Genomic DNA, 12233 nt, shown 5'->3' on the forward strand with positions numbered 1-12233 from the left:
CAGTAAGAAATAAGAAAGGCATGACTGAGTTATGCCTTTCTTATTTATATGAAAATGAAATGTAAGATGTGTCATCTGTACAGCACCCCTATGTATTAACACCATGCTGCGTTGCATGATATTACATCATGCATAACCCAACTATCATGAAAGCGGCTGCAATTAGAGCTGTACGACTAATAATCCCCATTTGGGTTGGAACAATCATCTCAGTATGCTGCATATAAATTCCTTTTTATGGCAAAATAACAACGATAATAACTATCTTGTAAAATCAAGTGTAGCTTATATTTCTCATTGTTGATAAAAGAAAAATATGACAGTAAACCGCTCTTTAGAACGGGTCAAAAACAAAATGCATATTTTAACCTGAACTTTTTTGTTACACCTATAATTGGATTAAAAGTAAAAAAGTGGTGTTGGGTATGAAAATCGCATTTCTGTCTGTTGGTGTACTTCTTCAAGGTATTGCCTTATATATTGCCTTTTATAGTGAGATCTTGGGGAGTATTTATCTGGCAACGTTGGTTTCAGTATTATCAATATGCTGCTTAATGGCAATACGAAGCCTGATTGCGCCTGTTTGCCTGTTTGCAGGGGTGTTGGTTGGTTTGTCGATTTCACATAATGAATTAGATTTGCAGATGTTGACGCAGATAGAGCAGCGGTTGCAGACTATGGTACAGGCAAAATATAAACCAACTCAACAGGCATGGAACTCTGGTAAACCGTTGGAATACTTTACTGCCGCAGAAGATGAAGCGGCAGAAGATGAACTAGCGATAAATGAACCGATTAGTGCTGTGGAATAAGTAATTGTTGGCCCGCAAAAATTGTTGAACCTGACATGTCATTGGCATTTTTTATCCGTGCAACGGTAGTGTTATTTAGCAGGGCAAGTTCACTGAGGGACTCTCCTGGCTGTATATGGTGAATAGCAAATTTACCTTTCACATAGTCATAGCTCTTCCTGTTGTTATAAAATGTCTCTTTAGTTGTACTGGGAATGAGTATTTTATTATCTCTACCAGGAGGTGTATAACCATTGGTATAGCCGGGGTTTAACGCATAGAGAGCCTGCCTCGTGAGTCCAGCATGGCTGGCGATGAGCTCTAATTTGACACTGTTGCTTATCACCACTTCGGTGAGTACCTGCTCTGGCTTGATAGAAGCAAGTTTTAAATCATGATCGTATCGATGTTTGACTAAGTCAGCCATGGCCAACAGCTTCGGTACGTACAATTGTGTTTCCCTAGGTAGCTTTAATGACCAGAAGTCTATAGGCTTTCCCTCTGACTTATTGGCTTTAATTGCCCTTCTTACTCGTCCCTCTCCGGTGTTATAAGCGGCGATTGCATGTAACCAGTTACCGCTGAATTTCTTGTTGAGGTATTCGAGCAAGTCTAGGGCTGCTACAGTAGAAGCTGTTATATCACGACGCCCGTCATAGCCTTTTAAGTACTCCAGGCCGAATGTTCTTCCTGTCGGTACTGTGATTTGCCATAGGCCAGATGCCCCCCGGTGTGAATAGGCAAATTGATCGAAAGAGCTTTCTACAAATGGTAGAAGCACAAGTTCGATTGGCATACCGCGTTGCTCAATTTGCTCATAAAAATAAAAGAGGAAAGGTTTAGCCCGTTTAGTAACGACATCTATATGGTGTGGGTTATTTAAATACCAGTGCTTGTAGTGTTCAACGCGCTTGTCTTCAGGAACCGGTATATTGAAGGATTGGCCTAGGATATCCCAGAGATCAGATAGATTGCTTTCAGGCGTGTGAGTGATCATTTCGCCAGTGTGGGCTTCCGGTAAACTGGCTGCGGTGTAACTGTCTTCGAGTGGCTTGAAGTTAATTACGCAGTAGTTATTAAATGAGTCAGGAATTTTATCGAAGCTAACTAATGGCTCTGGTTCGGGGGCAGGCGATTGTTCAATCTGCTGAAGCCCTTGGCAACCAGTAATAAAAATAGCTATAAGAAAAATAATATTGTACTTCATAATAATATCTTTCACGGCAATAACCCAATTACAGTAAGGTAAGAATGTAACTTTTTTGACGTAAAATTAAGCATAGCACCTTATATTTATAGCAGCATAAAAGTGATACATCCTAGTGATGTGATGATTTATCAATGTTATCTAATGATTGAGACACTAGCGGCTCTGATGTAGGCCGCTGACTTCTCGGGATTTGTATTAAACTAATCTTTGATGAGAAAAGTATTCCGCAATGAAATGGCGATAAGGGCGAATAGGAGGAGTAAGATGTTGGAATTCTATTACCCTAAGGGTACAGTTTTAAAAATTCGATGTAGTACTTACTGGCATTATGGTATTTCTGATGGTGAAGGAAAAGTGGTCCATAATTCGAAAAAAAGACGGCGTGTCCAGTTAGATACGCTGGATGAATTCTCAGAGGGTAGAGAGGTTGTGATCAGTACGATTACCAGCGCTGAGCCGGAGGGTGCTTACCGTTATGCCACTCAACAACTAGGCAGGCCCTATAATTTATTTTGCCAGAACTGTGAGCAGTTTGTTCGAGAGGCGCATGGCTTGCCTGCGGAATGTACCCAATTTCAGCAGTGCTTAGTTGCTTTCGCGGGGAGTTATATCGTGTTAAAAGCAGAAGCGCCAGCACTAAAGATGGCGGGAATAGGATTGTTGGTTGGGGCGTTGCTCTCACCATCGGAGCGTCGGCCTTATGGCCGGGCTGTCAGAGGAGCAAGGGTTGCGGTTGGTAGTACAATGTGGGTGACCCATTTACTTAAGAAGTTGGCCATTTTATGAATGGGGTTGATTACTAACTATTGGATCTTCACCACAGAAAAAAAAATCTCGCACGGGTATGTTAATAAGAAGTAATTGAGTAAATACACTAAATCGAGCGAGCTTTTTGTGACTATTTTTATTGAACGTAACCATGATTTTCCTTTAGATGATATCACTGTGCTATCGGAACAAATCGCCGGAGAGCTTGAGCAGGAATATGGACTTACGTGGGCCTGGCAAGAAAACAAACTTCTTATTAATCACGCTTCTGCAAGAGGTTTCCTACACTCGGAAGAGGGTAAGATAACCATAGAACTGAGGCTTGGCTTCGCTGCAAGCTTGTTCTCTTCCAGTATCGAAAGTCATATATCAGAACGCCTCGATCAGCTTCTATTGCCGAATTAATTAGCACAGCATGTGAAAAAGGGCCTCATCATGAGGCTTTTTTTGTATCTGTCGCCACTCAATTAGCCCATTTCCTAAAATTTTGATCTAGCCCACGATAAATAGTTGTTTTAGTAAGAACATTCTAAATGAAATTCTTATTCTGTAGTTAAGCAGTCAGGCAATACCCACTGGCTGACAAGTTGTCACAGAGATAAGGAGGGCACACTCATGGGCATCTTTAAACAGACTGCGGAAGAATCTAAAAAAGAGCAGATTCGTGACGCTATGGTCTACAACATCTGGTTAGCTGGTTTGGGCGCTTATGCAAAAAGTGCAGACGAAGTGAATCAACTCTCGGATAAAGGAAAGAGTTTATTCGATGAGCTGATTGAACGCGGTCGTGCTGTTGAATCTAAAACCAAAGAGCGCGTGCACACTGCCCGTAGCCACACTTCGGTTGCGATTGAAGAGCGTGTACACACAATGGTTCAGAAGTTTATCGGTATCGATAACGAGCGTCTGGACCGTGTAGATGACAAGATCGACCAATTAACATCAAGCATTGAAGCATTACTGGATCGCCAGCAAGAGGCGGCAAAGCCTGCAGTTAAAAAAGCAGTCGCTAAATCGGCTGATAAGCCTGCAACAACGCGTTCAAGAAAACCAAGCGTTGCGCGTCGCAAGCCTGTCAAGGCGGCAACACCAGTAGAGAAAAAAGAACTAGTGGCTGAGAAGAAACCTGCTTCTGAGCCGGTAAAGCCACAAACTGAAGTCGCTAAGCCTGCCGTTGATGCGGTGGAAGCTAAAAAGCCAGAAGCTGAAGCGAAAACGGTTTAAGGAACACGCACTGGTAGCAAATTGGCAACCTGTGCATGCATATACACTATTAACAATCCAGCGTGAATACGCAGGGGGATATGATTATGAGCGATAACACAGTAGTAAAAGCGGCAAAAAATGTCGTAGAAAGCGGTGAAGGCGTTGCACGCAACATCTGGCTAGCGGGTCTTGGCCTATACAGCCGCAGCCTAGAAGAAGCGCAGCAAATTAACGAAAAAACAAACCAGGTATTCGACGAATTAGTTGAGCGTGGTAAAGAAGTCGAAATTGAAGCTAAAGAATGCATTGGTAAAAATGCAGAAAAAGCCACTGATGAAGTTGAAGCCGGTATGAATGACCTGTTCTACCGCCTCAGTGGTGTAGACCGTGAAAAGCTTGAGCGTATGGATGAGAAAATCGACAAGCTAACTGTAGCGGTTGAGAAATTGGCAGAAGCAGAGTAACTGCCAATGCAGGGTTATGATCAATAAGCCAGCCAGACGATAATGTAACCCTGTTAGGCATAACTGCCTTTCCCAGTCTGTAGGTGGTTTGCCTTTTAGGTTGCGCGTGGGCCATGCACGCGCACCTTTTTTATTGTATGGCACAGCCAGATTTAAACAGCGATGTTTACTCTTTTGGACAGTAGTTAATGTAGTTGTTTGGGATATTGAGCGATGTTTTTCAGCCATATGTTGACCAATCGGGATATTTAATCCTAAGTTTGTTACTGAAATGTAATAAAAGGTGGCGTTTATGGATAGTTGGCGAAATAGGGCTTTCAACAAAGTTTTATTTCGAATCATGCGACAGCGACTTGCGAGTTGCAATTCAACAGAAGAAATGCGTGATTTGATCTTAAGTATTGATAATTATGGTGCATTCATCTCTGCCCCTAAGGGGATGGAGGTCATTCCCACCAAGTTTGCCCATATATCTTGCGATTGGGTCAATATGCCCCAAAGCAGCGGCAATAAAATCATTCTGTATTTTCATGGCGGCGGTTTTTGCTTCCATAGCCCCAAAATTCATAGTGCCTTTCTTGGTCGGCTTGCCAACGCAACAAAATCTCGTGGCTTGATGGTGAATTACAGCCTAGCCCCCGAGAACCCTTACCCAGCGGCCCCTGACGAGTGTTTTGCGGTTTATCGCGCTTTGCTGATCCAAGGGTACCAGCCACATCAAATTGTATTGGCAGGAGATTCTGCAGGCGGCAATTTAGCGATAACAACGCTGCTCCGGCTAAGAGATGCTAATCTTCCTATGCCTGCTGGGGCAATATTGATGTCACCGGTATCAGATATGGCTGTAACCGGAGAGTCTGCATTCAAAAAGTGTAAAGACGATCCATTTTTTGACCTAAGCACACTATTGCTAATGCGAAATAATTATATTGGCAATCATAATCCCTGTAATCCTGACATTTCGCCATATTATGCCAGTCATCATGACTTACCCCCAATTTTCATCACAGCGGGTACCGAAGAGCTGTTGATGGATGATTCGGTCCGTCTAGCTGAGAGAATCGGTGAATCGGGTGGGGATGTTACGATTAACGTGGTGAAGGGGGTACCTCATGTCTACCCGTTGTTTTACCAGCTGAGCGAAGCCAGAGAGGCCCTCAAATTAATGGCTGGATTTATCCACGATAAATACAAAGAAGCGAAGTTGGAACAAAAAAAAGCTAGCTAGAGGTTAGGTACGAGTGCGTTGATGCCTTCGTAGCTACCTCTACTGGAGTGATCCCAAAGTTCTCCGCTGTTGACTCAATCATATCGCCAGCCTGCTGGATACGCGTTCTTTGCCAGTATTTTGTAGGTTTCAGTCCTATATACAGAACAAAGCGTCGCAGGAACGCCTGTTCTGTAAGTCCCCCCCAGATAATCACAAAATGGAAATCGGTTTGAGGCGCATGATAGCAGGGCGTGAAAATTGTGCGGTTCATTGGTTCATTGGTTCATTGGTTCATTGGTTCACTGGTTACTTAGTCAGCTCTGCCAGTTTGGTTCGTTGATAATGTTGGGCCGTTTCAGATATTTTCCCGCTGTTGCCTGTTTGAATCCACTTTTTTATCCGACCCGCATCGCCTACAGGGGTTCGCTTGCCATAGGCATCAAGCATTACCATTAATAGTTTTTTGCCATCAATGTTAGCGACCATAGCAAGGCAGTAACCGGCAATATCCAGATAGCCGGTCTTGCTCATCTCTACCTTCCATCTATTGCCACGGGCTAGGGCATTGGTATTGGTATATCCAAGCTTGTACCTGGGTTTCTTGAAGTACGCAGTATGAACCGGTGTGGTACTGTATTTGCGAATTTCTGGATACTGGTAAGCGGCTTTGGCCATTTTGGTAATGTCTGCGGCAGTCGATACGTTTTTGGGGCTCAGTCCGGAGCTGTCAACGAAGTGTGTATTGTCCATGCCCAATGACTTCGCTTTCTCATTCATCGCTTTGACAAAGGCAATATAGCCGCCGGGATAATTATCAGCCAGAGCCGCAGAGGCCAGGTTTTCTGATGACATCAGGGCGATATGAATCGCTTCACCACGGCTTAATTGAGATTCCATCCGTATGCGGGAGTAACCGTTGTATATCCGTTCCTTATCGGTTTTGTCGAAGGTGATCTTCTCTTTGAGGGGCAACTTTGCATCAAGCACCACCATCGCCGTCATTAGCTTAGTGATCGATGCGATAGGCATAACAACATTCGAGTTTTTTTGAAACAGTGTTTTTCCTGATTGAAGGTCGGTGACAAAGGTGCTTACAGAAGCGGTCTCAATCTTTTTTGGGTCTAATTTAGCAGTACCGGTAGAGGCAGCAGCAAAGTTGCTGAGGCCCATTAAGGTCAAGACAAATAGAAAAACTCTGCCCACAATAGCTCCTTGGCGTGGATTACAAACATAGGTATTAATAACCGAAGGGTAATACTTCACTTTATTGAGTGATGGTGCAAGTCATGATTGTGTAAAACAAGCTTAGCCCACACAAATAGGGCCTTCAGTTTCTAGAGGTAGGCCAGATCTCATCACTGTGATCACAGCTCTGTTTGATTTACTCAAAGTAACTGTCATCCGAGCATCTGCAATTGGTGCCTTGATAACCGCCGTATCATCCTTACTACCATTGGGGTGAAGACAGATGTGATAGGTCGGGGAGATGGGGTAGGCTGCTGAACGGAATCAGCTCCTCCTGTTAACCTTCTTCATCATAAACCTCGTAAGATTTAATCATCTTCCAAATACTATTTTTATATCTATATATCAGTTAGATAGTTTGGTATTTTATCAGTGATAATTAAGGTGGTGTTAGTCACCTAAACTCTGGAGATTACTGTGATAGCCGATGCTATAACCTCGATAAGGTCTTATCTATATGAAAGGACTGTAAGCCCATTGCTAGGCAGTGTCGTTGTATCGTGGGTATTCTGGAACTACAAAGTTGTGTTCTTGATGTTATCTGAGATTAAGTATCCAGATAAGCTCAGGATGCTTAATGTCCTATATAGTTCTGATTGGGAGTTATGGGGTGTTGGTGTAGCAATGCCTTTGCTTACAGCGGTCTTCTATCTGTTTATCTTCCCTTGGCCTGCTCAGTGGGTATATCAGTTCACACTGAAAAGGCAGAAAGAGATGAACTCTATCAAGCAGCAAATTGAAGACCAGAAGTTGTTGACTCAAGAGCAATCAATGAAGATTCGTTCTGAGATTGATGCACTGGAAGATAAGTTAACAGCACAGCTAGAAAAGCATGACAGGGTTGTAAGTAGAAAAGATGAAGAGATAGAGATACTTCAGAAAGATCTTGAAGACTTACATGCTGGTGTAGAAGCTCAGAATAGAGATATGGATAGATTACAAAAGGAACTGGAAGAGACTACTAAGTACCAAGAAGATAAGTTCTTTGATGATTCTGAAGAGCCAAAGACTCCTGAAGAGCACATAAGCAAGCTGAGAGAGACCTTTGGAAATAAAGGGGGTGGGGTTGTTAAATCTAGTTCTGTGCAGCAAGCTCCTCCTAGTGCTCATGGGCAGGGTGATGTAGTTAACAAGCCTGAGAAGGTTTATCAACGTGTGGATTATAAGCACCTTGAAGGGCTTGAAGGGCTTGAAGGGCTTGAAGGGCTTGAAGATGATGAAGACCAAAAGAATACAGAGTTAAGTCAAACGAGGCAGGGCTTATCTAATGCTTACGAACTTAACAGCGGTGCAATGGAGGTTACATATCCAAAAAAAGAGGATCGCTATTCTCTTCCTGAGCCTGAATCTATTGATGCTGATGAATTCAGAATGGGTATTCTGAAGGTTATGTTTGAGCTTGGTGATAATGAAGTATTAAAAGAAACTGTCATCAGTGAATTTACACCTGAAAGACTAGCTAGTTTCTACTTTGACTCATTGGTAAAGGATGGGTTGATTAAGGTGTCGACTGCAATGAGTGCTAAGGCTAAGTACATATTGACTCATGAAGGTAAAGCAGCAGTCATAAAGACATTAGAAAAGCCTACAGAAATTCCTTTCTAAGAACTGAACTTCATTACGCTTTTACGCATTAGTATTAATCCTATCTGATTGAAATGGTGCTTTAGGGCACCATTTTCTCATCTACATCCCATGTATTAATTACGCAATATTTCATAGAGCGTAATGCTTTACGTATCTCTTCACTTTCAAATGTGTTTTCGGGGTGTTTGGCATATTGGCTTATGTCACTTGCCCCAAAAGGGGGAAGTCCATTTTATATAGTTCGTAAACCTTGGTTAAATGAACTAGCCCACACAAATAGGGCCTTCAGTTTCTAGAGGTAGGCCAGATCTCATCATGATATTGCTATGTATGGTGATGAAATCTGCAGACATCAATGCTGTCTAATGGCTTGGTTATTCGATATTTGCTAACGTATTGAGCGATAAGAAACAGACTGAGGGAACGATTGTGCAACAGCAGAAGCTAGAAGACTACCTGGCAGGACTTAAGGGCTCTGAAGGGAGTTATCCTTTTGGCCCTGAGGCATTAGTTTATAAGGTGATGGGTAAAATGTTCGCGCTGGTGGCGGTACACCAGGGGGTACCGCAAGTTACCTACAAATGCCTACCGGCAGATGGTGAGCTGCTGGTGAGCCAGTTTGAAGGCATTATTCCGGGTTACCACATGAACAAGCGCCATTGGATCACTGTGTCGCTAAGCAGCGATGTAAATGAAGCCATGCTGAGTGATTTAGCCGATAAATCCTACCAGTTGGTGGTTAGTAAGTTAAGAAAGGTTGATCGTGAGGCGTTGGCTAAGCGGTAGGGAACAACACAAGGATATGCTGAGGTTACTCCTTACTCTGAAGTAGATAATGAATTGCGACTACATCACCTGCCACGCCAGCAAGTGTGAGCTAACTCTGATTATTTTATAAATCTCACCAATGCGTGGGTGGCATTACCTCACGTAAAACATATATTTATTGTGTTTTCGCAGAGCATGTCTTCTACACTATAGAAAGAGCTGATAAACAATATGATAGCAATAATCGTCATGCTGGAATTATGACGTTTCAGGTGAAAAAGGATTCGAAAATGAAAAGGATTTCGTTAGTATTATTACCGCATCGATAGCCTTTTGAGCGCATACAGTGCTGTTTAAAAAGCAGGAGCCAAGTTCATGCTCCTGCGCTGGAAAAAGGGAATAGCAGAGTCATCAAATAAATATAGATGAAGTTGTAAGCTAATAAGGAGGGACTCGGTGAAAGTATTACTGATTGATGATGATATTGATTTTAGCGATGCGATTTATCAACACCTTTGTCGAAAAGGGTTTGAAGTTCATACCGCTTATGATGGGATACAAGGCTTACTAAAGTATAAGTCATTAAAGCCAGAACTCGTCATCACTGATATTGTTATGCCAGATCAAGATGGACTCGGTTTTCTAATCTCTATTCGAAACAGTACTAACACTTTCCCATGTAAAGTTATTGCTATTTCAGGTGGCGGCCGCATTGCAGGGAAAACGTATTTGGATATAGCAAAGTCATTTGGTGTGGATGCTACCTTAAACAAGCCTTTTTCATTTAAAGAGTTATACGATGTTTTAAGCCAACTGGATCTTGTTAGCCATTAAATAGGTTGAACAACATACCCATCAAGATTTGCTGTGATTTTTGAGGGAATGAATCGGATGGTTTACTCTGGTAAGAGCCTGTTTTCAACTAGCTCTTACCAGGAAGGCGATTTTAAGCTGGGTTAAGGCCTTTAAAAGTTGTATGTCAGGTTAACTGGCGTCGTGATATCTTGAATCGTTGACTCTTGTTGGCCATCAAATTTTGCCAGAACAGCATATTTCCCCTTCGACACTTTAACGCTGACCTCACTGCCTTTGCCAACGGGTAGTCCATCAAGGTAGAAACTCGCTGGTTTATTGCTAATTAACGTTATATTGAAGGACTCAACGCCGACTTCTTTGACAACTTGGGCATCGATATTCTCGTTGTACTGTACAAACAGGTTGAAGCTGGCTTCGTAATCGACATTGCCATCATAGTCCATGAGAGCTGAGTCTACTTTGAACTTGTTGGTTGTGCTGGTGATACTGATTTGGCCGAATCGTGTATCAACAGCATCGTTGATTAGCTTAGAGGTGGTTTGCTGGCTTTCAAAACAGGCGCGGATCGACTGGTAGGGTGAACACAGCAATTTGCCCGATACTGACATTGGGATCGGATTGGCAAACTCTTTTTTTAGCCTTGCAACCACACTATCTTTGATGCCGGTTAGTTTGTCGTTATAGATTTTTTTCGATTCTCTGAGTGAGCTATTTAGCAGTGCGATTTTGTCGTTGTGTTTTTTGATTAGTGAAGTACTTTGCGTAATCTGCTTATGGTTTTTCTTTATGGCCGTTGAGGTCTTTTTCATCGCCTCAAAGTAGAAATTGGTTTTTTCATCAGTGCCAGATAGCATCTCTTCACTGAGTTTTTGCTGGTAGTCTTGATATAGCTGTTTATCTCTAATAATCGCCGACTCTAACTCTTCAATACGAGATGATAGCGTAAAAATGCTGCTACTGACTTTGGTCATCTCTTTTAGTTCAGCGGTATTGCTATATTGAGCTTTTATTTGCTTTACCTGCTCTGTTTCACTTTCGGTAAGCAGAGAAGTGGCATGGCTGCTAAATGATGTGCAGATGGCCGCAAGAAGAATAGCGTTCTTGAACATAAGATGATTAACCTTTGATAAATGATGACTATCAAACTCAGACATGCCAAGTCATTGTTGTTTATTAGCGACATATCTACAAGAAGTGTGTCATTAAATAACGATTTGGGACAGATGTCATGCATTTTAGGTAAAAATCATACAAAACTTATATGTTAATTCCAATTTTATTTCAGAGTAATCACCGGGGCTAAACATGATGCATATGATTTTGATTTGTAAGGGAATTATGATGTCAATAGTGTGCCAATTAACTGGCGGTATGTGTCAAATAATAGTGAGGTGGGAGAGGGCTTTAACACTATAAAATTAACAATAACACCATAATGGAATATGGCGTTATTGCTATTTATTATAGTATCCCTGGCAATTGGGATAGTGCGTAGAAGCGAACAAGGCTAGCTAACAAGTTCGTCTAGCAGATCTTGATGAGTATAAAATGGCGAATCAGCAGTTTCAGTCAAATAGGGTTCGACCATTGAAATCAGGCGTAGTACACCAGCTCGGATCAACTCTGTTTCGCTGTATTTATCATCTAGCAATGTTTGATAGTTTAGCCAGTTTAAGCTAACCAATAATAAGTTGTCTGCCAGTAACGGCAGGCTATTCTCATCGCACTTGAGCTTGCCAAGGCTGATCAGGTGAGCCAACATATCACCGCTCAGGTGCCGCAGCTTTAAGATCAACGTCCGTATCTTACGTTTAATCTGCGGGCTTTGGCTGTTGAGGCTATCTAGGTTTCTAAACAGGAAGCGATAGTGAGTAAACAGCGCCATAATGGTGTGCATAAATGGCCAGTAGTCATCAAAGTCTTTTACCTGTTTCGGGTATTCATTGCTAATCGTAATGAGTGAGTTTTGAAGCTCAGCCACTAGCGTCGCAATAATTTCATCCTTGCCCCTGAAGTGATAATACAGGTTACCCGGGCTGATCCCCATTTCAGTAGCAATAATCAGCGTGCTCACCTGCGAAATACCATCACGGTTAAACAGGTCAAGGCTAACTAATAAAATCCTGTCGCGGGTTTTCATTGTATCTTCCTTGTCTTGCTGAGGTAGC

General features: G+C 42.4%; 13 protein-coding genes. 9 read left to right on the forward strand and 4 right to left on the reverse strand.

From position 1 onward, the window contains the following. Positions 1 to 425: 425 nt before the first annotated feature. Complete coding sequence (locus AC51G0_RS08950; RefSeq protein WP_496301703.1) at positions 426 to 812, forward strand: hypothetical protein; 387 nt, start codon at positions 426 to 428, stop codon at positions 810 to 812. On the opposite strand, the gene AC51G0_RS08955 is transcribed toward AC51G0_RS08950, so the two are convergent. After that, entirely contained in the window at positions 796 to 1998 is a 1203-nt protein-coding gene (locus tag AC51G0_RS08955; RefSeq protein ID WP_496301704.1) for a transglycosylase SLT domain-containing protein, read from the reverse strand. The two genes, AC51G0_RS08950 and AC51G0_RS08955, sit on opposite strands and share 17 nt — an antisense overlap. A gap of 267 nt (positions 1999 to 2265) precedes the next feature. On the opposite strand from AC51G0_RS08955, the gene AC51G0_RS08960 reads away from it, so the two are divergent. The 5 genes from AC51G0_RS08960 (at position 2266) to AC51G0_RS08980 (ending at position 5667) form a co-directional block, all read left to right on the forward strand. Beyond that, a complete protein-coding gene (locus AC51G0_RS08960) occupies positions 2266 to 2787 on the forward strand; it encodes a lecithin retinol acyltransferase family protein (RefSeq protein WP_496301705.1) in 522 nt (173 codons plus the stop codon). A gap of 108 nt (positions 2788 to 2895) precedes the next feature. After that, on the forward strand, positions 2896 to 3174 hold the full coding sequence (locus tag AC51G0_RS08965; protein WP_496301706.1) for a polyhydroxyalkanoic acid system family protein: 279 nt from the start codon (positions 2896 to 2898) through the stop codon (positions 3172 to 3174). 210 nt (positions 3175 to 3384) lie between these two features. Then, positions 3385 to 3993: a phasin-related domain-containing protein gene (locus AC51G0_RS08970; RefSeq protein WP_496301707.1), complete on the forward strand. Its 609-nt coding sequence runs from the start codon at positions 3385 to 3387 to the stop codon at positions 3991 to 3993. A gap of 86 nt (positions 3994 to 4079) precedes the next feature. Beyond that, a complete protein-coding gene (locus AC51G0_RS08975; protein WP_160655553.1) occupies positions 4080 to 4439 on the forward strand; it encodes a phasin-related domain-containing protein in 360 nt (119 codons plus the stop codon). Between the two features lie 292 nt (positions 4440 to 4731). After that, positions 4732 to 5667, forward strand: coding sequence for an alpha/beta hydrolase (locus AC51G0_RS08980; RefSeq protein ID WP_496301709.1), 936 nt, complete (start codon positions 4732 to 4734; stop codon positions 5665 to 5667). Between the two features lie 288 nt (positions 5668 to 5955). Here AC51G0_RS08980 and pbpG read toward each other — a convergent pair whose 3' ends face one another. Then, the gene (gene pbpG, locus AC51G0_RS08985; RefSeq protein WP_496301710.1) at positions 5956 to 6852 is read right to left on the reverse strand and encodes a D-alanyl-D-alanine endopeptidase; all 897 of its coding nucleotides are present in this window, start codon (positions 6850 to 6852) and stop codon (positions 5956 to 5958) included. Between the two features lie 576 nt (positions 6853 to 7428). On the opposite strand from pbpG, the gene AC51G0_RS08990 reads away from it, so the two are divergent. The 3 genes from AC51G0_RS08990 to AC51G0_RS09000 all read left to right on the forward strand — a co-directional run bounded on the left by AC51G0_RS08990 (position 7429) and on the right by AC51G0_RS09000 (position 10083). Beyond that, the gene (locus tag AC51G0_RS08990; RefSeq protein WP_496301711.1) at positions 7429 to 8499 is read left to right on the forward strand and encodes a hypothetical protein; all 1071 of its coding nucleotides are present in this window, start codon (positions 7429 to 7431) and stop codon (positions 8497 to 8499) included. A gap of 411 nt (positions 8500 to 8910) precedes the next feature. Continuing rightward, complete coding sequence (locus tag AC51G0_RS08995) at positions 8911 to 9267, forward strand: MmcQ/YjbR family DNA-binding protein (RefSeq protein ID WP_496301712.1); 357 nt, start codon at positions 8911 to 8913, stop codon at positions 9265 to 9267. A gap of 438 nt (positions 9268 to 9705) precedes the next feature. Then, a complete protein-coding gene (locus AC51G0_RS09000) occupies positions 9706 to 10083 on the forward strand; it encodes a response regulator (protein ID WP_496301713.1) in 378 nt (125 codons plus the stop codon). A 131-nt stretch (positions 10084 to 10214) separates the two neighbouring features. Here the strand turns inward: AC51G0_RS09000 and AC51G0_RS09005 are convergent, their stop codons facing one another. Beyond that, a complete protein-coding gene (locus AC51G0_RS09005) occupies positions 10215 to 11174 on the reverse strand; it encodes a hypothetical protein (RefSeq protein ID WP_496301714.1) in 960 nt (319 codons plus the stop codon). Positions 11175 to 11572: 398 nt separating this feature from the next. Next, complete coding sequence (locus AC51G0_RS09010; protein WP_496301715.1) at positions 11573 to 12205, reverse strand: TetR/AcrR family transcriptional regulator; 633 nt, start codon at positions 12203 to 12205, stop codon at positions 11573 to 11575. Positions 12206 to 12233: the final 28 nt, after the last annotated feature.

The organism is Photobacterium sp. HL06 (assembly GCF_059552575.1).